The 20026-nt window shown below is 73.4% G+C and carries 22 protein-coding genes; 9 read left to right on the forward strand and 13 right to left on the reverse strand.

What is annotated here, in order from left to right:
* The first annotated feature begins 6 nt into the window (after window positions 1-6).
* Window positions 7-1128: a glycosyltransferase family 9 protein gene (locus tag GA0070609_RS31155; RefSeq protein WP_088997091.1), complete on the forward strand. Its 1122-nt coding sequence runs from the start codon at window positions 7-9 to the stop codon at window positions 1126-1128.
* 18 nt (window positions 1129-1146) lie between these two features.
* Here the strand turns inward: GA0070609_RS31155 and GA0070609_RS31160 are convergent, their stop codons facing one another.
* Both GA0070609_RS31160 and rfaE2 read right to left on the reverse strand, forming a co-directional pair.
* Entirely contained in the window at window positions 1147-2022 is an 876-nt protein-coding gene (locus GA0070609_RS31160; RefSeq protein ID WP_088997092.1) for a glycosyltransferase family 2 protein, read from the reverse strand.
* Window positions 2019-3836, reverse strand: coding sequence for a D-glycero-beta-D-manno-heptose 1-phosphate adenylyltransferase (rfaE2, locus tag GA0070609_RS31165; RefSeq protein WP_088997093.1), 1818 nt, complete (start codon window positions 3834-3836; stop codon window positions 2019-2021). The genes GA0070609_RS31160 and rfaE2 overlap by 4 nt, the downstream gene beginning before the upstream one ends.
* 199 nt (window positions 3837-4035) lie before the next feature.
* Here rfaE2 and GA0070609_RS31170 point away from each other — a divergent pair, with 199 nt between their 5' ends.
* Both GA0070609_RS31170 and GA0070609_RS31175 read left to right on the forward strand, forming a co-directional pair.
* Window positions 4036-4575: a type 1 glutamine amidotransferase domain-containing protein gene (locus GA0070609_RS31170; protein ID WP_088997094.1), complete on the forward strand. Its 540-nt coding sequence runs from the start codon at window positions 4036-4038 to the stop codon at window positions 4573-4575.
* A gap of 122 nt (window positions 4576-4697) precedes the next feature.
* Window positions 4698-6374: an MDR family MFS transporter gene (locus tag GA0070609_RS31175; protein WP_088997095.1), complete on the forward strand. Its 1677-nt coding sequence runs from the start codon at window positions 4698-4700 to the stop codon at window positions 6372-6374.
* A gap of 41 nt (window positions 6375-6415) precedes the next feature.
* Here the strand turns inward: GA0070609_RS31175 and GA0070609_RS31180 are convergent, their stop codons facing one another.
* Window positions 6416-6907, reverse strand: coding sequence for an NUDIX domain-containing protein (locus tag GA0070609_RS31180; RefSeq protein ID WP_088997096.1), 492 nt, complete (start codon window positions 6905-6907; stop codon window positions 6416-6418).
* An 83-nt stretch (window positions 6908-6990) separates the two neighbouring features.
* On the opposite strand from GA0070609_RS31180, the gene GA0070609_RS31185 reads away from it, so the two are divergent.
* Both GA0070609_RS31185 and GA0070609_RS31190 read left to right on the forward strand, forming a co-directional pair.
* On the forward strand, window positions 6991-8640 hold the full coding sequence (locus tag GA0070609_RS31185) for a fatty acid--CoA ligase (protein ID WP_088997097.1): 1650 nt from the start codon (window positions 6991-6993) through the stop codon (window positions 8638-8640).
* Between the two features lie 281 nt (window positions 8641-8921).
* On the forward strand, window positions 8922-9344 hold the full coding sequence (locus GA0070609_RS31190) for a DUF1801 domain-containing protein (RefSeq protein WP_088997098.1): 423 nt from the start codon (window positions 8922-8924) through the stop codon (window positions 9342-9344).
* A 36-nt stretch (window positions 9345-9380) separates the two neighbouring features.
* Here GA0070609_RS31190 and GA0070609_RS31195 read toward each other — a convergent pair whose 3' ends face one another.
* The 3 genes from GA0070609_RS31195 to GA0070609_RS31205 form a co-directional block, all read right to left on the reverse strand.
* Entirely contained in the window at window positions 9381-10391 is a 1011-nt protein-coding gene (locus tag GA0070609_RS31195; RefSeq protein WP_088997099.1) for an NADPH:quinone reductase, read from the reverse strand.
* Window positions 10392-10520: 129 nt separating this feature from the next.
* A complete protein-coding gene (locus tag GA0070609_RS31200; RefSeq protein WP_088997100.1) occupies window positions 10521-11174 on the reverse strand; it encodes an HAD family hydrolase in 654 nt (217 codons plus the stop codon).
* A 26-nt stretch (window positions 11175-11200) separates the two neighbouring features.
* Entirely contained in the window at window positions 11201-11461 is a 261-nt protein-coding gene (locus tag GA0070609_RS31205) for a YciI family protein (RefSeq protein ID WP_088997101.1), read from the reverse strand.
* A 50-nt stretch (window positions 11462-11511) separates the two neighbouring features.
* Between GA0070609_RS31205 and GA0070609_RS34970 the strand changes: the two genes are divergently transcribed.
* A complete protein-coding gene (locus GA0070609_RS34970) occupies window positions 11512-12153 on the forward strand; it encodes a Crp/Fnr family transcriptional regulator (protein ID WP_088997102.1) in 642 nt (213 codons plus the stop codon).
* Between the two features lie 196 nt (window positions 12154-12349).
* Here the strand turns inward: GA0070609_RS34970 and GA0070609_RS31215 are convergent, their stop codons facing one another.
* The 5 genes from GA0070609_RS31215 to GA0070609_RS31235 all read right to left on the reverse strand — a co-directional run bounded on the left by GA0070609_RS31215 (window position 12350) and on the right by GA0070609_RS31235 (window position 15533).
* Entirely contained in the window at window positions 12350-13207 is an 858-nt protein-coding gene (locus GA0070609_RS31215; protein WP_088997103.1) for an SCO6745 family protein, read from the reverse strand.
* A gap of 148 nt (window positions 13208-13355) precedes the next feature.
* Window positions 13356-13949 (reverse strand): FKBP-type peptidyl-prolyl cis-trans isomerase, encoded by a 594-nt coding sequence (locus GA0070609_RS31220; RefSeq protein ID WP_088997104.1) that lies wholly within the window; start codon window positions 13947-13949, stop codon window positions 13356-13358.
* Between the two features lie 165 nt (window positions 13950-14114).
* Window positions 14115-14759, reverse strand: a complete 645-nt coding sequence (locus GA0070609_RS31225; RefSeq protein ID WP_088997105.1) for a DUF4241 domain-containing protein — start codon at window positions 14757-14759, stop codon at window positions 14115-14117.
* Window positions 14760-14820: 61 nt separating this feature from the next.
* A complete protein-coding gene (trxA, locus tag GA0070609_RS31230; protein WP_088997106.1) occupies window positions 14821-15171 on the reverse strand; it encodes a thioredoxin in 351 nt (116 codons plus the stop codon).
* Window positions 15141-15533, reverse strand: coding sequence for a MerR family transcriptional regulator (locus GA0070609_RS31235; RefSeq protein ID WP_088998076.1), 393 nt, complete (start codon window positions 15531-15533; stop codon window positions 15141-15143). The genes trxA and GA0070609_RS31235 overlap by 31 nt, the downstream gene beginning before the upstream one ends.
* A gap of 108 nt (window positions 15534-15641) precedes the next feature.
* Between GA0070609_RS31235 and GA0070609_RS31240 the strand changes: the two genes are divergently transcribed.
* A complete protein-coding gene (locus GA0070609_RS31240) occupies window positions 15642-16034 on the forward strand; it encodes a PPOX class F420-dependent oxidoreductase (protein ID WP_088997107.1) in 393 nt (130 codons plus the stop codon).
* Window positions 16035-16126: 92 nt separating this feature from the next.
* Here the strand turns inward: GA0070609_RS31240 and GA0070609_RS33445 are convergent, their stop codons facing one another.
* Window positions 16127-16336, reverse strand: a complete 210-nt coding sequence (locus GA0070609_RS33445; protein ID WP_157748342.1) for a PASTA domain-containing protein — start codon at window positions 16334-16336, stop codon at window positions 16127-16129.
* 558 nt (window positions 16337-16894) lie between these two features.
* On the reverse strand, window positions 16895-17911 hold the full coding sequence (gene ku, locus GA0070609_RS31250) for a non-homologous end joining protein Ku (RefSeq protein WP_088997109.1): 1017 nt from the start codon (window positions 17909-17911) through the stop codon (window positions 16895-16897).
* Between the two features lie 85 nt (window positions 17912-17996).
* On the opposite strand from ku, the gene ligD (GA0070609_RS31255) reads away from it, so the two are divergent.
* Entirely contained in the window at window positions 17997-18938 is a 942-nt protein-coding gene (ligD, locus tag GA0070609_RS31255; RefSeq protein WP_088998077.1) for a non-homologous end-joining DNA ligase, read from the forward strand.
* Complete coding sequence (ligD, locus tag GA0070609_RS31260; RefSeq protein ID WP_088997110.1) at window positions 18928-19842, forward strand: non-homologous end-joining DNA ligase; 915 nt, start codon at window positions 18928-18930, stop codon at window positions 19840-19842. The genes ligD (GA0070609_RS31255) and ligD (GA0070609_RS31260) overlap by 11 nt, the downstream gene beginning before the upstream one ends.
* The last annotated feature ends 184 nt before the right edge of the window (window positions 19843-20026 follow it).

Here is a 20026-nt window from a genome sequence, read left to right on the forward strand (position 1 = left end):
GGCCGCGTGGTCACCCCGGCCCTGCTCGGCCCGACCGCCGAGCCCGTGCCCGACGTCGAGCGGATCGCCGTGCTGCGGGCCAACGCGCTCGGTGACTTCCTCTTCGTGCTGCCGGCGCTGGACGCGCTGCGGTCCGCGTACCCGGAGGCGGAGATCGTGCTGCTCGGCGCGCCGTGGCACGCGAAGCTCTGGCGCGACCGCCCCGGCCCGGTGGACCGGGTGCTGGTGGTGCCCCCGGCCCCCGGGATCCGCGGTCCCGAGCCGGGCGAGCCGGAGTCCGGGCTGGACGACTTTCTCGCCGCGGCCCGCAAGGAGCGCTTCGACCTCGCGTTGCAGGTGCACGGCGGCGGCGCCAACTCCAACCCGCTGGTCAGCCGGCTCGGCGCCCGGGTCACCGCCGGGCTGCGGACCGAGGGGGCGGCGCCGCTGGACCGCTGGATCCGGTACGTCTACTACCAGCACGAGGTGATCCGCTACCTGGAGGTGGCGGCGCTGGTCGGCGCCCCGGCCACCACCATCGTGCCCACCCTGGCCGTCACCGACGCCGACCGGGCCGAGGCGGCCGAGGTGCTCGGCCCACCGGAGCGACCCCGGGTGGCGCTGCACCCGGGTGCCACCGACACCCGCCGGCGCTGGCCGGCCGAACGGTTCGCCGAGGTTGCCCGGGAACTGGTCGGTGACGGGTACGAGGTGCTGGTCACCGGGACCGCCGCCGAGCAGGACGTGGTGGACCGGGTGGTGGCGGCGGCCGGGGTGCCGCTGCGGCCGCAGGTGGGCACGCTCAGCCTGGGCGGGCTGACCGGCTGCTACGCCGGCTGCGAGCTGGTCGTGTCGAACGACACCGGGCCGGTGCACCTGGCCGCCGCGGTGGCCACCGCCACGGTCGGCATCTTCTGGGTCGGCAACCTGATCAACGTGGCGAACCCGCTGCGCGGCCGGCACCGGCCGATCAGTTCCTGGACGGTGCACTGCCCGGTCTGCGGGGTGGACTGCACGCCCGGCATCTACCCGCACCGGCCCGGCGACGGCGAGTGCCCGCACCGCGACTCGTTCGTCACCGACGTGCCGACCGTCGAGGTGCTGGAGGCCGCCCGCGAGCTGCTGCGCCCGGAACCCGGCGCGCCCTGACCCGCCGGTGCCCTGTGGTCAGGCCGGCTGGGCGTCGGTCTCGGCGAGGACGACCTCCCACGCCTCCACGTCCCGCTCGGTGACCGTGGTGGGTGACTCCAGGTGGTACGCCCCGCTGGGCAGGACGCCCGCGCCGCCGTGCCGGGCCAGCACGGCGAGCTGCGCCGCGACGTCCTCGCCCTGGTGCTTCTCCTGCACCCGCCGCCAGAAGTCGAAGCCGCCCGAGTCGATCAGCTTCGCCCGGTCGTAGAGCACGCAACCGCCGATCCAGGAGACCTTGTACGCCCGCCACGCCCCCGGCGGCAGGTCCAGCTTGCCGGTGACGTGCAGCAGGTTCGCCGCCGGGTGGATCTGCGCCCGGTCCCACTCCGGGGTGCCGGGACGGATCCGCTCCGGGGTGGGCGGGCCGATCCACTCCTCGTAGTGCCGGTGCGTCTCCGGCCGGACATCGTCGAGGTAGGAGAGGCCGTGCACCGCGTTGCCGACGAAACCGCAGCCCAGCTCGCCGATCGCGGTGACCAGCCGGTGCAGGGTGCCCGGCTCCAGCCAGACGTCGTCGTCGAGGCAGAGCACGTACCGGGCGGTCGAGGCGGACAGCAGGTAGGCCCGGTGCTCGGCCAGGCCGCGCCGGGGCAGCCGGCGGGTCAGCAGCACCGGGTGGCCCCGGTGCCGCAGCGCCCGGACCATGGTGGCCGCCGCCGGGTGGGTGAACGCGGGATCGTCGTCGGACTGGTCGCTGACCACCACCCCGAACCCCGGCACGCCCTCCTGGGCGGCCAGCCCGGAGAGGGTGACCGCCAGCTCGGCCGGCCGGTTGCGGGTCGGGATCAGCACGTCGAGCACGCGGTCGGCGCGGAACCCGTCGGCCGAGCCCGGGTCGAGCGGCCGGTTCACGACCGCTTGCTCGTCAGCGACGGGTCGGTTTCGCGGTCCTGGCTGTGCGCCCGGATCCGGTCGATGATCGCCGAGGTGGACCGGTCCGGCACGTAGCCGAGGGTGCGGACCTGGCCGCCGAGCCGCCGCACCAGCGGGGCCTCCGGCACCAGCTCCGGCGGGTAATCGCCGCCCTTGACGTAGACGTCGGGGCGGACCGACTCGATCAGCGAGGCCGGGGAGTCCTCCTCGAAGACCACCACGTGGTCCACGCAGGACAGCGCGGCGAGCAGCGCGATCCGGTCCTCCACCGGGTTCACCGGCCGGTCCGCGCCCTTGAGCCGGCGTACGCTGCCGTCGGAGTTGACCGCCACCACCAGCAGGTCGCCGAGGGCCCGGGCCTGCTCCAGGTAGCGCACGTGGCCGCGGTGCAACACGTCGAAGCAGCCGTTGGTGAACACGATCGAGCGGCCGGCGGCGCGGTGCTCGGCGGCGATGGTGGTCAGCTCGTCGGCGCCGACCAGTGCCGGGTGCCCGGTGTCGGCCGGCACGTCCAGCGCGTTGAGCAGGTCCTCCCGGCCGCACACGCAGGTGCCGGTGTCCGAGACGGTGATGGTGGCGGCGAGCTGGGCCAGTTGGGCGGCGGTCGACAGCGGCGCGTCGGCGGCCAGGGCCAGCGTCATCGCGGCCAGGTACGCGTCCCCCGCGCCGACCGCGTGGCTGGCCGGCACCGGGGTGCTGTGGCTGCGCCGGGGTTCGCCGTCGGCCCCGCCGACCACCGCCCCCTCGGTGTCCAGGGTCACCGCCACCACGTCCGCGCCGGTGTGCGCGCGCAACTCGGCCAGGCGCGACTCGGCCAGCACCGCCCGGTCGACCCCCTCGCCGGCCGTGGCGTTCACGGTCACCCCGGTGCCGGTCACGCTGAGCCCGTCCCCGGTCATCGCCACCCGGCCCTCGCCGGGTGTCGGCTCCCCGGTCGGCCCCAGCCCGGCGGCCAGGCCGACCGCCTCGTCCGGGCGGTCCGGTACCGGGCTGTCGGGCAGGCCGGCCCCGCCGGGCGCGGCCCCGACGGTCAGCTCGGAGGGGCCCTCCGCCGGGTCCCCGTCCGGATGGTCCAGGTGCAGCGCGGTGCCGCGGGACCGGGTGCCGGCGGCCCGGGCGAGCAGCCGGGTGGCCTCGGCGAAACTCGGCGTCACCACGGTCGGCGCGAGGCCCCGCCAGTCGGCGAGGTCGTGCGCGTCCAGCGCCACGGTGGCGTACCGGTCGCGGTTGGCGACCAGCCAGGCGCGTACCGGCGCGGGCAGCGCGCCCAGCGCGTAGTCGCAGACCACCAGGGTCGGCGCTACGCCACCGGCGGCCGCGCGCAGCTCCTCGGTGGCGCAGTCCAGCGCGGTGAGCAGCCGGGCCACCCCGTCGTCGGTGAGCGGGTCGTCCGGGTCGCCGGAGTCCTCCCGCAGCAGGATCTGGTTGCCGGCCAGCATCCGCCGCTTCACCGGCGTGGGCCGGCCCGGCTGGTTGACCGTACGGTCCCAGACGCCGGCCCGGTCGAGACAGTCGTGCAGTTCGTCGCCGGCGACGTCGGCGCCGATCGGGGCGACCAGCACGGCCCGGCCGCCCAGCGCGGCGATGTTCACCGCGGTGTTCGCGGCCCCGCCGGCCGCGGAGATCCGCCGGCGCAGGGTGAGGACCGGGGCGGGTGCCTCCCGGCAGAGCCGGTCGGACTCGGCGAACCGCCATTCGTCGAGCATGGCGTCGCCGATCACCAGGACGGGACGACCCGACCAGCTCTCCACGACGGTGGCGAGCCGGCGCTGTTCCGCTGCTGCTCCTGCCATGCCCTTCGGGGTCCCCCCGGTCCGGCGGGTCAAACCTGCGGGGCCCCCGGGCCGCGCGCCGCACCGGCGCGGCTCGGCCGATCGACGGCCGTCAGCGGCGTGGGTGACCGCGAACTCACCGGCCGACGGTGGTCCGACGGTTTCGGGCACCTCGGTGCGGGAAGGGATTTCGGGTACCCCGGAAAGGAGAAGCACCCAGATGGCAGCGACGACACTTCAGGGCAAGCGGATCGCCTTCCTGGCCGCCGACGGCGTGGAGGAGGTCGAGTACGTCCAGCCCCGCGAGGCGGTCGAGCGGGCCGGCGCGACGGTCGAGCTGGTCTCGCTGAAGCCCGGCTCGATCCAGTCCTTCAACCACCTGGACCAGTCGAAGACGTACGACGTCGACGTGGCCGCGGCCGACGCGGACGCCGGCGGGTACGACGGGCTGGTGCTGCCCGGTGGTGTGGCGAACCCGGACTTCCTGCGGACCGATCCGGACGCGGTGCGGTTCGTGCAGGCGTTCTTCGAGGCCGGCAAGCCGGTGGCGGTGATCTGCCACGGGCCGTGGACGCTGATCGAGGCGGACGTGGTGCGCGGCCGCCGGATCACCTCCTGGCCCAGCCTCCGCACCGACCTGACCAACGCCGGCGCCACCTGGGTCGACGAGCCCGTGGTCACCGACGGCAACCTCACCAGCAGCCGCAAACCCGGAGACCTCCCCGCCTTCTGCACCGCCCTCCTCACCCAGTTCGCCTGACCCACTGCGTTGATCATGAGGTTGACGGTGAAGTCGATCTCCGAATGCGCCGTCAACCTCATGATCAACGTAGAAGTGGCCAGTGCGGGGCATGTTCTGCGGGGGGTGGGAAAGGGGCGGGGATGACGACGGAGGAGCACGCCCCACCCGCGCTGAACAGTCGCCAGATCCGCCTGCTGATGCTCGGCCTGATGACCGGCATGCTGCTGGCCGCGCTCGACCAGACCATCGTCGGCACCGCGCTGCCGACCATCGTCGGCGAGCTGGGCGGGATCAACCACTACTCGTGGGTGGTGACCGCCTACCTGCTCGCCTCGACCGCGTCGACCCCGCTGTACGGGAAGATGGCCGACCTGTTCGGCCGCCGGCCGGTCTTCCTCTTCTCGATCGGCACGTTCCTGGTCGGCTCGCTGCTCGCCGGGTTGTCGCAGGACATGACCCAGCTGATCGTCACCCGCGGCATCCAGGGTCTCGGCGCCGGCGGCCTGATGACGCTGGCGTTCACCATCATCTCGGACGTGGTGCCGCCCCGGGAGCGGGGCCGCTACCAGGGCCTGTTCGGCGCGGTCTTCGGCATCTCCTCGGTGGCCGGCCCGCTGGTCGGCGGCTACTTCGCGGAGACCGACTGGCGGTGGATCTTCTACATCAACGTGCCGCTGGCGATCCTGGCCATCCTGGTCTGCTCCCGGGTGATGCGGCTGGTCCCGTTCACCCGCCGCGAGCACGCCATCGACTGGCTCGGCGCAGGGCTGCTGGTCGCCGGGGTGAGCTGCCTGCTGCTCGCGCTGAGCTGGGGCGGCAACGAGTACGCCTGGGGCTCCGGGGTGATCGTCGGGCTCCTGGTGGCGGGCGCGGTGCTCGGTGTGCTCTTCGTGCTCCAGGAGGCCCGGGTCGCCGAGCCGATCCTGCCGCTGCGGCTGTTCCGCAGCCGGACCTTCGCCCTGGCCAACAGCGCCGGCTTCGTGCTCGGCCTGGTGATGTTCGGGTCGATCATCTTCATCCCGCTCTACCTGCAGATCGTCAAGGGCGCCTCGCCCACCCGCAGCGGTCTGCTGATGCTGCCGATGATGGCCGGCATCATCGTCACCTCCGTGCTCACCGGGCGGGCGATGAGCCGGATCGGCCGCTACAAGTGGTTCCCGGTGATCGGCTCGGCCGTGCTGCTGGTCGGCATGCTGCTCTTCACCCAGCTGCACGTGGGCACCTCGCTCTGGCTGGCCTTCGGCTTCATGGTGGTGATCGGCGTCGGCCTCGGCCTCTGCATGCAGTCGCTGATCCTCGCCGTGCAGAACGCCGTCTCGATGCGGGACCTGGGCGCCGGCACCTCGGCGGCGACCTTCTTCCGGTCGCTGGGCGGCGCGTTCGGGGTGGCCATCCTCGGCGCGGTGCTCTCCGCCCGGCTCACCTCCGGGCTGGCCGACCGGCTGCCCGCGGCGATCGCCCAGCTGCCGCCGCCGGAGCAGGCCGCGGTCGCGGCGAGCGGCGGCGCGGACATCTCGGTGAACGACCCGGCCACCATCATGGCGCTGCCCGCCCCGGTACGTGCAGCGGTGCAGACGGCCTTCGTCGAATCGTTGGACCGGGTCTTCCTGACCGCCGGGGTGATCGCCATCCTGGCCGTGCTGGTCACCCTGGCGCTGCCGGACGACCGGCTGCGCGGCGCCGGCCCGGAGGGGGCCACCGGCGGCACGGACGGCCTGGGCGGCGAGGCGCCCGCCCCCGGCGGCAAGCCGCTGACCAGGGAGTCCAAGGAAGAGGCCGCCGCCGAGATGGAGGCGAAGAGCCAGACCCTGCTCTGATCCGACCCGGGCGGGCCGGTGGAGCCCTCACGCCGCGCCGGTCACTTCAGGATCAGGCGGTTGGTCTGTTCGAAGACGTCGAGGTCGGCGAGGGTCTCGTTGACGCTGGCCGAGAGCGGGGCCGGGAGCTGGTCGCGGCGGAAGAAGCTGGCGTCGATCGTCTCGTCGGTCACCCGGGCGAGCTGGCCGTCCCACTCCTCCACCCGGAACGCGGTGGTGAAGATCTGGTAGGTGTGGCCGTACATGTTGGTGTGGGTGCGGTCCGGGCCGGTGTAGAGGGCGAACGCGCTGACCCGCAGCGCCCGCAGCCCGGTCTCCTCCCGCACCTCGCGGACCGCGCAGTCGGCGATCGACTCGCCCAGCTCCATCGCGCCGGCCGGCATCGCCCACTGTCCGTTGTCCGAGCGGCGGATCAGCAGCACCCGTCCGGCGTTGTCGCGCACCACCGCGCGGGCGCCGACGAACATCAGCGTCCGGTCGCCGGCCAGGGCGCGGAGCTGCCCGACGTACGAATCAGCCCAGGAGATGCTCACCCGGACAATTTACGGGGCCGGCCGAGGGTGGACGGGTTTTCCAGGGTTCCCAAGGTGTGACCGGCGACACTAGCTTGTTACCCATGCGTAGCACGATGATGGACGCCCCCCTCCAGGTCTCCCGGATCCTCGACCACGGCTCCACCGTGCACGGCACGGCCGAGGTGGTCACCTGGACCGGCGCCGAACCCCGCCGGATGACGTACGCCGAGGTCGGCCGGACCGCCGCCCGGCTCGCCCACGCGCTGCGCGACGAGTGCGGCGTGACCGGCGACGAGCGGGTCGGCACGTTCATGTGGAACAACAACGAGCACCTGGTCGCCTACTTCGCGGTGCCGAGCATGGGCGCGGTGCTGCACACCCTCAACATCCGGCTCTTCCCGGACCAGGTCGCCTACATCGCCAACCACGCCGAGGACCGGGTGGTGCTGGTCGACACCACGCTGATCCCGCTGCTGGCCCGGGTGATCGGCGAGCTGCGCACGGTACGGCACGTGGTGGTGGTCGGCGGCGGCGACCCGGCCCCGCTGGTCGCCGCGGCCGGCGACCGGATCACCGTCCACCACTGGGACGAGCTGCTGGCCGGCCGGCCCGAGACGTACGACTGGCCCGAGGTCGACGAGCGGGACGCCGCGGCGCTCTGCTACACCTCCGGCACCACCGGCAACCCGAAGGGCGTGGCCTACTCGCACCGCTCGATCTACCTGCACTCGCTCCAGGTCTGCATGCCGGAGGGCTTCGGGCTCGGCCCGACCGACCGGGAACTGGCCATCGTGCCGATGTTCCACGCGATGTCCTGGGGGCTTCCGTACGCGGCGTTCCTCTCCGGCGCGTCGCTGATCATGCCGGACCGGTTCCTCCAGGCCGCGCCGATCGCCGAGATGATCGCCGCCGAGCGGCCCACCCTGGCCGGCGCGGTGCCGACCATCTGGACCGACCTGTTGGCCTACTTGGACAGCCACGACGTGGACACCTCCTCGCTCAAGGAGGTCATCGTGGGCGGCTCGGCCTGCCCGCCAGCGTTGATGCACGCGTTCGCCGACCGGCACGGCATCGACGTCATCCACGCCTGGGGGATGACCGAGATGTCCCCGCTCGGCTCGGTCTCCCGGCCGCCCGCCGGGGCGACCGGCGACGACGCCTGGCGCTACCGCTACACCCAGGGCCGGGTGCCGGCCGGCGTGCAGGCGCGGATCGTCGGCCCGCTGGGCGAGCCGCTGCCCGCCGACGGCACGTCCGTGGGGGAGCTGGAGGTCCGCGGGCCGTGGGTGACCGCCCGGTACGTCGGCGACGACGCCCCGGACGAGGAGAAGTTCCGCGACGGCTGGCTGCGTACCGGCGACGTCGGCACGCTCTCCGCCGACGGCTACATCACCCTGACCGACCGAGCCAAGGACGTCATCAAGTCCGGCGGCGAGTGGATCTCCTCGGTCGAGCTGGAGAACGCGCTGATGGCCCACCCGGCGGTGCTGGAGGCCTGCGTGGTGGGCGTACCGGACCAGCGTTGGGACGAGCGTCCGCTGGCCACCGTGGTGGTCCGCGAGGGGGCCAGCGTCACCGTCGAGGAGCTGCGCGACTTCCTCGGCCGGTCGGTGGCCCGCTGGCAGTTGCCGGAGCGCTGGGCCTTCGTCGACGCGGTGCCGAAGACCAGCGTCGGCAAGTTCGACAAGAAGGTGGTCCGGTCCCGTTACGCCGAGGGTGGGCTCGATGTACGGGAACTGGCAACGCCGTAACGTTTTTTCGGGCACCGTCGCCTACTGGGTAGGGACACACTCCTGAGAGACATCCCTCCCCAGGGGCGGCCCCGGCGTTCGCACCGCGCCGGGGCCGCCCGTTCCATGCGGGGCGACCCGCACCGTCATTCTTGCGAAACTTGTTCGCCTCTGTCCTGCGGAACGACGAAATACGTTCGGATTCCCGCAGCTCAGGGGCTTGCCGGCGGATCTGTCGGGGTGCCCTCGTACGATCCGGGCGGACCGGGTCCACCGGTCGACCGCAGCCCAGGAGGCGTCCCATGGCCACCCTCAAGACCGCCCCGACCGCCGCCAGCGTCGACGACTTCCTGGCTGCCGTGCCCGACGAGGCCCGCCGCGACGACGCGACGGCGGTGCGGGACCTCATGCGGGAGGTCACCGGCGAGTCGCCGACGATGTGGGGCGACAGCATCGTCGGCTTCGGTCAGCGGCGGCTGCGCTACGCCACCGGGCGCGAGCTGGACTGGTTCCTGGTCGGCTTCTCGCCGCGCAAGGCGGCCACCACGCTCTACCTGCCCGAGGAGTTCCCGGGCAAGCCGGAGCTGCTGGCCCGGCTCGGCCGGCACACCGTCGGCAAGGGCTGCCTCTACGTCAAGCGCCTCGCCGACGTCGACGTCGAGGTGCTCACCGAGCTGGTCCGCGCGGCCGCCACCCAGGCCCGCGCCGGCAACGCCGCCGGCTGACCGGGCCGCGCCAGCGGCCGACCGCCGGGCCCGCCGTCACTCGCTGGTGGTGATCAGCACCTTCCCGACCACCGAGTTCTCCACCGCCCGGTGGGCCGCCTGGGTGGCCGAGAGCGGGTGGTGGTGCAGCGGCAGGCCGGCCTCCTCGCCGACCCGGATCCCGCCCTGGGCGGCCGCCGCGGCGACGTCCCGGACGGCCTGCGCCTTGGCCGCCTTCGGCTCGGTGTAGACCAGCACGAACTGCCACCGCGCGTTCGGCACCATCAACGTCCGGATCGGCAGGGTGACCTCGTCACCGCCGTCGTCGGCGTACACGCAGACCGCGCTGCCGGCACGCAGCAGTTGGACGTCGGTGGCGGCGTTGCGCGCGGCGGAGACCTCGACGATGGTGTGCACCCCGTCGGGCGCGATCTTGCGGACCTCCTCCACCACGTCCTGCTCCTTGTAGTTGACCACGAAGGAGGCGCCGGCCGCCGCCGCGAGCTGCGCCTTCTCGGCGCTGCTGACGGTGGCGATGACGCAGGCGTCGGCCCAGCGGGCGAGCTGGATGGCCGCGTTGCCGACCGCGCCCGCCCCGCCCTGCACCAGCACGGTGTGGTCGCTGAGGGCGCCGGCGTGCAGCTTGTCCGGCATGTACTCGCCGGCGGTCAGGCAGCGGTGCGCGGTGAGGAACGGGATGCCCAGGCAGGCGCCCAGGTCGAAGGAGGCGTCGCCGAGGCGTACCGCCTGCCGGACCGGCACCACCGTGTACTCGGCGGCGGTGCCCCACGGCCGCTGCCAGGCGGCCTCCCAGAGCCAGACCCGCTCGCCGATCAGCTCCTGGTCGACCCCCTCGCCGACCGCCTCGACCACCCCGGCGCCGTCCTGCCCGGGGGTCTGCCAGCCGGCCGGCAGCGGCCACTGCCGGCGGGCCTTCCAGTCCGTCGGGTTCACCCCGGAGACGGCCACCCGCACCAGCACCTCGCCCGGCCCCGGCTCCGGCACCGGCCGGTCCACCAGTTGCAGCACCGAGACGTCGCCGGTGCGCTCGTACACGATCGCCTTCATCGCCGTCTCCTCACTCCGACCGCCCGGCGGGCCGGCTCGGCGCGCCGTCGGCTGCGGTACCCGACCGACCCGCGCTCATGCCGGCCGCCTCGCAAACCGTACAACCGGACAGTGCGGGGGAAAGACCGGTCAGCCGAGCCGGTCGACGGTCTCGGTGGTCAACTCGTCGACCGAACCCAGCACCACGGCCGCCAGCTCGGCGGCGTCGTCGTCCAGCGGGTACGCGCCGTGCGGGATCGCCACCACGGCCATCCCGGCGGCCGCCGCCGAGCGCACCCCGTTCGAGGAGTCCTCCACCGCGACGCAGCGGGCCGGGTCGACGCCGAGCCGCCGCGCCACGGCCAGGTAGACGTCGGGCGCCGGCTTGCCCCGCTCGGTCTCCTCGGTCGACAGGGTCGCCCGGAACTGGTCGGTAAGGCCGGTGGCGGCCAGCGCCGCCGCGATCAGCCGGGTCGGTGACGAGCTGGCCAGGCCGAGCGGCCACCGCCCGGCCAGCCGGCGCACCACCGCCGGGGCGTCGTCGATGACCGGTACGCGGGCCGCGTACCGCCGGGTCATCTCCTCCACCACCTCGGTGGCGACCTGCTCGGGGCTGCGCCCGACGCCCAGCTCAGCGCTCAGGTAGCGGGACCACTCCCCGGTGCTCATCCCCATCAGCCGACGCTGGGTGTCGGCCTGCCACGTCCCGCCGTGCTCCGCCACGTACGCCCGCCGGACCTCCTCCCAGACCGGCTCGGAATCCACGATCACGCCGTCCAGGTCGAAGACCACCGCATCCACCACGTCCCCATCCTGCCCGACCGGCCGGCTCAGGTGAGGAACGGCGTCCACTCCCGCGCCCCGACCACCCGCACCCCCGGCGTCGAGTAGTACGGGTCCTGGGCGAGCAGCCGGTCCAACGCCGCCCGGTCCGGCACGTCGAAGACGAGCACCGCGCCGGAGTCGTCGGCCAGCGGGCCGGACATCCGGACGATCCCGTCGGCGTGCAGGGCGGTCAACAACTGCCGGTGCGCGGGCCGGGCGGCGAGCCGCTCCGGCGCGTCGGTGAAGGCGAGTTCCACGATCCACATGTGGGGCACGATAGGGGCAGCCCGGCGCGGGGCGCTGTATCAAGGGATACATGACGGCGATCTCCGACATCCCGGCGTTGCGGCACGCCGACCCGGCGACCCTGCGGCAGCTCGTCCGGTCCAGCCGGCCGGTCCGCTTCCCGGCCGGTACGGTGCTGCGCCGGGCCGGTGAGCCGTCCCCGTTCCTGCTGCTGCTGACCGGCACCGTGGTCAGCCGGCACGTCACCCCGGCCGGCGGCGAGGTCTGGCCGGCCCGGTGGACCGGCCCGGCGATCGTGGACAAGCCCGCGCTGCTCGCCGACACCGTCCCGGCGACCGACCTGCTCGCCGTCGAGGCCGGCACCGCGCGGCTGCTGCCCCGGGCCGACTTCCGGCTGCTGCTCGACCGGGAGGAGGGCGTCCGCGCCCATGTCCTGCGCCACCTGGCCCGGGACGCGCTCGCCGGCCGGGACCGGCTGGCCACGACCACCACCCAGCCCGCCCCGGTACGGGTGGCCGCGTTCCTGCTGGCGGCCGGCGACGTCGGCTGGCGCGGCTCCCAGGAGGACCTGGCGCGGGTGCTCGGGCTGAGCCGGGTGACGGTCAACCGGGCGCTGCGCCGGCTGGCCCTGACCGGGGCGGTGCGGGCGGGCCGGCGGGGCGTCGTGGTCACCGACCCGTGCCGGCTGGCCGACCTGGCCGGGGCAGGGTGACGGCGGCGGTCGGCGGGGCGTCGTGGTCACCGACCCGCGCCGGCTGGCCGACCTGGCCGGGCAGGGTGACGGCGGCCGGCGGAACCAGCGGCCGGGTCATCCTGGGGAACGGCCGGGGGCCGGTCGGGCCGCCAGCGCGGGAACCGGTCGGGGCCAGCCGGGGCGAACCCGGCAGGGATGTCGGTCGACCGGCCGGTCAGGCCGGCAGCGCGGGAAGGCCGATCGGGCTGTTCGGCGGGATCACCGTGTGCCCGGCGCGGGCGATCGGGTCGAGCAGCTCGCGCAGCCGGGCGGTGCGGTCCGGGCCGAGCAGGCGCCAGGGGCGTGACGCAGCGGCGTCGGTGGCGTCCTCGACGGCCTGGAACCCGGCCCGGCCGCGCTCGGTCGGCTGGCCGTCGGGGGTGAGCCAGCCGCGCTCGACCAGCCGGTCCCGGGCCGCCGCCCACTGCTCCTCCGACCATCCCCGACCCGTCAGGTGCTGCGGGGACAGGTCGACCGTCACCCGGAAGGCCAGCGTCTCGACCGGGTCGAGGTCGGCGGCGACCAGCGCGGCCACGTGCCCGTCACCGCGGTGCTCGCGCAGCGTGGTGGCGGCCTGCCAGAGCCGGGCCAGCGGGTACTCGCCGGCGGGCAGGGCGGCGTTGGCCGCGCCGAGCACCCGGCCGGCGGGCTCCAGCGTGCCGGCCGCCGCCTCCAGCAGGTCGGCGGCCTCGGCCAGGTGCGACTCGGGCAGTTCGTAGGTGAGTTCGGCGAGCGCCTGCACCGCGCCGGTGAGCCGGGCCCGCAGCGCCTCCACCGGGGTGGCCAGCCGCCAGACGGCCGGCAGCGCCCGGGCGACCATGTGCGGGGCGAAGCTGAAGAACGCGGCGATCACCGGGGCGGCGTCGGTCGGGCCCAGCGGGGCGGCCCGGCCGGCGAAGTAGCCCCGCCAGTAGCCGCGCAACCCGACCGCCTCGTACGCGGCGCGGGCCCGCGGGTGGAAGTAGGTGACCGCGTGCACCGGCTCGAAGTGCGTCCACATCAGCCGGGCGGTCCGCCCTGGGTCGTCCGTCACGGGCCCCTCCACGTCCGGTCCGTCGTCACCCCGGGACGGCGCGGCCGCCCGGGGTGACGCTGAACCTACTGCCGGCGGGTGACGGCTCGGAAGCCCTGTGTGGGCAACTGCATCGATCTGTGGTGACAAGCCGGGCGTACCGGTCGGGTCACTGGGCGGAGAGCACGTCCACGACGAAGCGCAGCGGGCCGGCCGGGCGGCCGCCGGAGGAGTCGTTGCCGTATGCCAGGTCGGCCGGGATGTCGAGCTGCACCCGGCTGCCCACGGTGACCCCGACCAGGCCCTGGTCCCAGCCCTTGATGACCTGTCCGACGCCGATCGCGAAGCTGACCGGCTGGCCGCCCTCCCAGGACGAGTCGAACTCCTTGCCGTCGGAGTAGAACACCCCGACGTAGTTGGTGCTGATGGTCTGGCCCGCCTGCACGGCCGGGCCGGTGCCCTTGATCAGCGGGGTCACGGTGAGCTTGGTCAGCTCACCCTGACCCGGTCCGACCGTCGGCTTGGTCTTCAGCGCCGGGTCCAGCGCGGACGCGGAGGCGGACGCGTCGCCGCCGGCCTTATCGCCGGAGTCACCCCGGTTGACGACGACGAAGACCGTGATCAGCACCGCCACCACGGCGATACCGGCGAGACCGCCGAGCCACGCCTGCCGGCGGCGCTTCGCCTCGGCCGCCTTCTGCGCCGCCAACTGGGCGGCTAGCCGCCGCTCCGACTTCGACCGGTTCTGCGTGCGCTCGCTCACTCGTCGACTCCCTGCTGCGAGGTGGTGGCCGGCATCGCTGCCGGGGGGAAAGCCGACGCACACGGTACCCGCCCGGACGCCCACCGTGCCGCATCCGGCTGGCCCGAACGGACGCCGGTGCCGGGCGGGCACGAACCGCCGCAGCCGGGCGGGTGGGAGCGTTGGTCAGTCCGGGTCGGGGACCACCATGAAGTCGATCACGAACGAGGTGATCCGGCCGTCCTCGGCCCGCCCGATCCAGGTGCCGTAGCAGCCGTCACCCCAGCCCGAGGAGACCGTCACCACGTTGGCGCCGGACGTCTCGTCCAGCACGGCGGTGATCAACCCGGGCACCGGGGCCTCGGGCAGCTCGGCCGGGATGAACACGTCCTCGACCTGGTCGTAGTCCCACCCCGACAGCACCTCCAGCGCGGTCGGGTCGGCCAGCGTGGCCGTGCCGGCGTCCACCCCGAAGCCGAAGTAGCCGTCGTCGTCGAGGGTCGCGGCGTTTTGGTCGCCGACCAGCGCCAGCTCCCACCGCACGGCCGGCTCGTCGTGCACCACCAGCTCCAGCGCGGCCACCCGCCGGTCCGCCTCGGCGCCGTCGCGCAGCACCACCGCCACCCAGGCCCGCGCCGGGTAGCGGCCGGGCGGCACGGTGACGGTGAACGGCTCGGCCTCCGGGCAGACCAGCGGGTCGCAGCCGACCACCTGGCCGGTGGGGAGCACGACGTCGTCGACCGGATGTGCCTCGATGACGTACGTGCCGTGCTCGTCGGCGTAGCGGGCGCCGGGGGTCAGCAGCCGGTGCAGGTCGGGGGCGTACGGCATGACGGTCCTTCCGGGGGCGGTGTCGGCCGGCGGAGCGTAACCGGCCCGGCCGACACCCCGGTCAGGCGTCGCCGACGTGTCGGCCCAGCGCCGCCCGCAGGTGGTTCTTCGGCCGCGCCCCGACGATCGAACCGACCAGCTCACCCCGGTCGAACACCAGCAGGGTGGGCAGCGACATCACCCCGTACCGGCGGGTGGTCTCCGGGTTCTCGTCCGAGTTGATCGTGGTGATGTCCAGCCGGCCGGCGAACTCGTCGGCCAGTTCCGCCAGGCTGCGCGAGATGGCCCGGCACGGCGGGCACCAGTCGGCCCAGAAGTCGACCACCACCGGCCGGTCGGCGGCGAGTACGGCGGAGTCGAAGGTGGCGTCGGTGACCGCGGTCAGCGAGCCGCTCTGCGCAACCTCAGGCATGTTTCCTCCCGTTGGGCGATGGCGTGGGCGAGCTGGTCCCGCAGCTCCTGCCGGACCGTTTGCAGCCGGTCGATGCCGGCGTCGACCTCGGCCAGTTTGCGGCGCAGCACCGCCACCGAGTCCGGGCAGACGTGGCCGGAGCTGTTGCCGGCCCGCAGACAGGCGACGAACGGCCGGATGTCGTCGAGGCCGAAGCCCACCGCGAGCAGCGACCGGATCTCCCGTACGACGGCCAGCTCGGCCTCGTCGTAGACCCGGTAGCCGTTCGCCGAGCGGCCCGGCCGGACCAGCCCGTGCGTCTCGTAGTAGCGCAGCGCACGCGTGCTCGTGCCGGCGCGCTCAGCCAACTCGCCGATCAGCATCCGACCTCCCTCGCCGGTGGCGTCGCGGCCCACGCTAGACCTTGCCGCCGACGTCAAGGCAACGTCGGATACCGGGTGGCCGGGCGGTTGCGCCGGTAGATTCCGACCATGGCGATCCTCACCGACGAAGACCTTGCCCTGCTCGCCGAGCCGCAGCTGGCCCACGTCGCCACCGTCGAGGCCGACGGCTCGCCGCACGTGACCCCGGTCTGGGTGGACACCGACGGCGAACACATCCTGTTCAACACGGCCAAGGGCCGGGTCAAGTACCAGAACATCCGGCGCAACCCGGAGGTCGCGGTCTCGGTGGCGGACAAGGCCAACGACTTCCGCACCCTGTGGGTGAAGGGCACCGCCGAGCTGGTCGAGGAGGGGGCCGACGAGCACATCGACCGGATGGCGCAGAAGTACCTCGGGCAGGACCGCTACCCGTTCCGGCGGGCCGGTGAGGAGCGGGTGATCGTCCGGATCACCCCGACACAGAAGCTCGGCCGGGGCTGAACGCCACGGCGGCCCCGGCCGGGGCGATGTGCCTCGACCGGGGTCGCCGTTGTGGTAGTCAGCGGACAACAGTTGGGGCGGTCCCTCGGCGGTCAGCGCTGCTTCGTGCAGGTCAACACGACGAGCTCGTCCAGGCCGACCTTCGTGCCCTTCTTGTGCGACTGCTTGGTCACCGTCCAGTTCTGCGGCAGGACCACGAAGGTGTCGTTCGGGTCCTGGCTCCCGAACCGGATGTTGGTCAGGCCCAACTGCTTGAGCTTGTCCTCCGCCACGGCAGCGTTCATGCCGACCAGGTTCGGCATGACCACAGTGGTAGGTGCTGGCGGGGGCACTGGTGCCGTCGTCACCGGAGCGGTCGGGGAGGCGGCAGTCGTCGTCGGGGCCACCGGCGTCGTCGGTGCGACCGAGGTGACGGCGGGAGCGGCCACTGCCTGGGCGGAGGGCTTTGCCGATGCCTCCGGCGTACTGTCTCCGCCGACGATCGCACCGATTCCGGCCAAGCCGCAGCAGCCAAGTAGTACCGCGCCGACGACGATTCCGATGATGGCGCCGGCGCCGAGCTTGCGCCCGTTCGTGGGCGGTGGTGCCGCCATTGGCTGGTGGCCGTCAGGCCCGACCAGTGGCGGCTGTTGCCCGGGCCAAGGGGTGGTTGGAGGGTTACTTGTCACGGAGCGATCTTTGCTACGCCAGGCAACTACTGGCATTAGCCGCTTGGCCAGTGAAGATTGGCTACGGGGTCGAGCTGTTCCTACAACCGGACGTCAATCCAAAACCGCAGGTGGAGCGCGCACTGCCGGTTCTACGGGTCGACCAGTTCACGGTGCGCAGGCCATCCGGGCGTTGGCGGGCGTGGCTCCGGGTCAGGCGGTCTTGCGGGCGGCCTTCTTCGGGGCGGCCTTCTTGGCCCCGGTCTTCTTCTCCGCCGCGGCGGCCTTCTTCGGCGCGGCCTTCTTCTCCGCCGCCTTCTTCGGGGCCGCCTTCTTCTCGGCCGCCTTCTTGGTCGGCGCCTTGGCGGCCTTCTTCTCGGCCGCCTTCTTCGCCGAGCGGGCCGCCGAGATCGGGGTCGGCTCGGCGCCGCCGCCCCGGGCCGGCGCCTCGCCCCGGGCCGCCTTGGCCCGCTCCACGGACGCCTTGAGCGCGGCCATCAGGTCCACCGCCGCCGCCGGGGCCTCCTCGACCTCCTCCGGCTGGACCACCTCGCGACCCTCCACCTTGGCGTCGATGACCTCCTGCAACGCCGCCCGGTAGTCGTCGGTGAACTCGTCCGGCTGGAAGTCCCCGGCCATCGAGTCGATCAGCGAACTGGCCATCGCCAGCTCCGGCGGCCGGACCTTGAGATCCTCGTCCAGGAAGCCGAAGTCGGGCTTACGGATCTCGTCCGGCCAGAGCATCGTGTTGAGCAGCAGCACGCCCTCACGGACCCGCAGCGTGGCGAGCTGTTCCCGCTGGCGCAGCGCCACCTTGACGATGGCCACCCGCTCGGAGTCGGTCAGCGCGTCGCGCAGCAGCACGTACGGCTTGGTGGCCGCGCCGTCCGGCTCCAGGAAGTACGCCTTGTTGTAGAGGATCGGGTCGACCTGCTCGGCCGGCACGAACTCCAGCACGTCGATCGCGTGCGAGGTGCTCAGCGGCAGCTCGGCGAAGTCCTCGTCGGTGAGGATCACCATCTCGCCGCCGCCGATGTCGTAGCCCTTGGCGATGTCGTCGTAGCTGACCTCTTCACCGCAGACCTGGCAGGTGCGCTTGTAGCGGATCCGGCCGCCGTCGTCCCGGTGCACCTGGTGGAACCGGATGTCCTTCTCCTCGGTGGCCGAGTAGAGCTTCACCGCGATCGAGACCAGCCCGAACGAGACGGCACCCTTCCAGATGGCTCGCATCCCGTGCTCCTCTCCCCGGTACAGCCCAGGATCGCAAATGATCGAAGCGGGCGCGAGCGCTTCCGCCGGCAACTACAGTCATGAGGTGCCCGGCGCGCCGTTGAAGCCGATGCTCGCGATGACCGGGCAGCTCCCGGCGGGTGACGGCTGGGCGTACGAGTTCAAGTGGGACGGGGTGCGCGCCCTCGCCGACATCTCCGGCGGGCGCCAGCACCTGTACGCCCGCTCCGGCGTGCAGATCACCCTGGCGTACCCGGAGCTGGCCACCCTGCGTACCCAGGTCGACGACGCGCTGCTCGACGGCGAGGTGGTGCTGCTCGGCGAGACCGGGCAGCCCTCGTTCACCGCGCTCGCCGAGCGGATGCACGTGCGGGACCGGAACAAGGCCGCCCGGCTGGCGGCGGTCATGCCGGTGACGTACATGATCTTCGACCTGCTCCGGCTCGACGGCGAGGACCTGACCGGCTGGCCATACGCCCGCCGCCGGGAGGCGCTGGACGGCCTGATGCTGGGCGGTGCCCGGTGGGCGGTGTCGCCGCTCTTCCTCGACGGCCCGGCCACCTACGAGGCCGCCGGTGAGCACGGCCTGGAGGGGGTGATGGCCAAGCGGGTCGAGTCGGCCTACCGACCGGGGGTGCGCTCGCCCGACTGGGTCAAGGTCAAGCTGGAGGTCACCGGGGACTTCGTGGTCGGCGGCTGGCGGCCGGGCGCCCGCAAGATCGGCGGGCTGCTGGTCGGGGTGCCCCGCCCGGACGGCCGGCTCACCTACCGGGGCCGGGTCGGCGGCGGCATCGGCGCCGCCCTGGAGCGGGAACTGCTGCGCGAACTGGAGCCGCTGCGCGCCGGCGCGTCGCCGTTCGCCGGCGACGTGCCGCGCGAGGATGCCCGGGGGGCGATCTGGGTAACACCCACCGTCGTGGTGGAGGTGAAGTACGGCCAGCGCACCCCGGACGGGCGACTGCGGTTCCCCCGGGTGCTCCGGCTGCGACCGGACAAGCCCGCGGAGGAGGTCGACGATGCCGGCTGACCGGCTCCGGGTGGAGGTCGAGGGCCGCTCGCTGGAGCTGTCCAACCTGGACAAGGTGCTCTACCCGGCGGCCGGGTTCACCAAGGGCGAGGTGATCGACTACTACACCCGGATCGCCCCGGTGCTGCTGCCGCACCTGACCGACCGGGCGCTGACCCGGATCCGCTTCCCCAACGGGGTGGACGACAAGTCGTTCTTCGAGAAGAACAAGCCGGCCTCGACCCCCGACTGGGTACGGGTGGAGACGCTGCCCGCGCCCGGGTCGACCAAGGGCCGGGAGACGATCGACTATGTGGTCGCCGACGACCTGCCCACCCTGGTGTGGCTGGCCAACCTGGCCGCGCTGGAACTGCACACGCCGCAGTGGAAGATCGGCGAGCACCCGGACATGATGGTCGTCGACCTGGACCCGGGCGCGCCGGCCGCGTTGAAGCAGTGCTGCCAGGTGGCGCTGCTGATGCGCGACCGGCTGGCTGCCGACGGCATCTCGTCCTATCCGAAGACGTCGGGGAAGAAGGGCATGCAGCTGTGCTGCCCGATCGCCGGCACCCAGGACTCCGACTTCGTCTCCGGTTACGCCAAGCGGATCGCCCAGGAGCTGGAGCGGGCGCACCCGAAGCTGATCGTGTCGAAGATGGCGAAGAACCTGCGGCCCGGGAAGGTCTTCATCGACTGGAGCCAGAACAACGCGGCGAAGACGACCGTCGCGCCGTACTCGCTGCGGGCCCAGGCGGTGCCGTCGGCGTCGACCCCGCTGACCTGGGACGAGGTCGCCGCCGGGGCGGCCGGCAAGCGTCCCGCCACCCGCCCCTACACGGCCGGCGAGGTGCTCCAGCGGGTGGAGAAGTCCGGCGACCTGCTCGCCCCGCTGCTCGACGGCGGCCCCGAACTCCCCGCCCCTTGACCCCCTCCGCCGCCCCGGTTTCCGCTCCGCCCCGGCTTCCGCCCGGCCTGGTACGCGTCCGTCCCACTCCCGCGCTCTTCGGGCCCGAGTCCTTCCGCTGCATGTCCGCGGTGCTCGGGATCGTGGTCGGGTGAATCCGGTTGACGGGGTCGGCGGTCCCGGTGCCTACTGACCGCCGGACGCG

Source organism: Micromonospora echinaurantiaca (assembly GCF_900090235.1).
Taxonomy (GTDB): Bacteria; Actinomycetota; Actinomycetes; order Mycobacteriales; family Micromonosporaceae; genus Micromonospora; species Micromonospora echinaurantiaca.

Coding starts and splice junctions, on each gene's coding strand:
- rfaE2 (WP_088997093.1), bottom strand. CDS start 3,836: ATGGCAGGAGCAGCAGCGGAACAGCGCCGGCTCGCCACCGTCGTGGAG.
- GA0070609_RS31170 (WP_088997094.1), top strand. CDS start 4,036: ATGGCAGCGACGACACTTCAGGGCAAGCGGATCGCCTTCCTGGCCGCC.
- GA0070609_RS31175 (WP_088997095.1), top strand. CDS start 4,698: ATGACGACGGAGGAGCACGCCCCACCCGCGCTGAACAGTCGCCAGATC.
- GA0070609_RS31185 (WP_088997097.1), top strand. CDS start 6,991: ATGCGTAGCACGATGATGGACGCCCCCCTCCAGGTCTCCCGGATCCTC.
- GA0070609_RS31190 (WP_088997098.1), top strand. CDS start 8,922: ATGGCCACCCTCAAGACCGCCCCGACCGCCGCCAGCGTCGACGACTTC.
- GA0070609_RS31195 (WP_088997099.1), bottom strand. CDS start 10,391: ATGAAGGCGATCGTGTACGAGCGCACCGGCGACGTCTCGGTGCTGCAA.
- GA0070609_RS31205 (WP_088997101.1), bottom strand. CDS start 11,461: ATGTGGATCGTGGAACTCGCCTTCACCGACGCGCCGGAGCGGCTCGCC.
- GA0070609_RS34970 (WP_088997102.1), top strand. CDS start 11,512: ATGACGGCGATCTCCGACATCCCGGCGTTGCGGCACGCCGACCCGGCG.
- GA0070609_RS31225 (WP_088997105.1), bottom strand. CDS start 14,759: ATGCCGTACGCCCCCGACCTGCACCGGCTGCTGACCCCCGGCGCCCGC.
- trxA (WP_088997106.1), bottom strand. CDS start 15,171: ATGCCTGAGGTTGCGCAGAGCGGCTCGCTGACCGCGGTCACCGACGCC.
- GA0070609_RS31235 (WP_088998076.1), bottom strand. CDS start 15,533: ATGCTGATCGGCGAGTTGGCTGAGCGCGCCGGCACGAGCACGCGTGCG.
- GA0070609_RS31240 (WP_088997107.1), top strand. CDS start 15,642: ATGGCGATCCTCACCGACGAAGACCTTGCCCTGCTCGCCGAGCCGCAG.
- GA0070609_RS33445 (WP_157748342.1), bottom strand. CDS start 16,336: ATGCCGAACCTGGTCGGCATGAACGCTGCCGTGGCGGAGGACAAGCTC.
- ku (WP_088997109.1), bottom strand. CDS start 17,911: ATGCGAGCCATCTGGAAGGGTGCCGTCTCGTTCGGGCTGGTCTCGATC.
- ligD (WP_088997110.1), top strand. CDS start 18,928: ATGCCGGCTGACCGGCTCCGGGTGGAGGTCGAGGGCCGCTCGCTGGAG.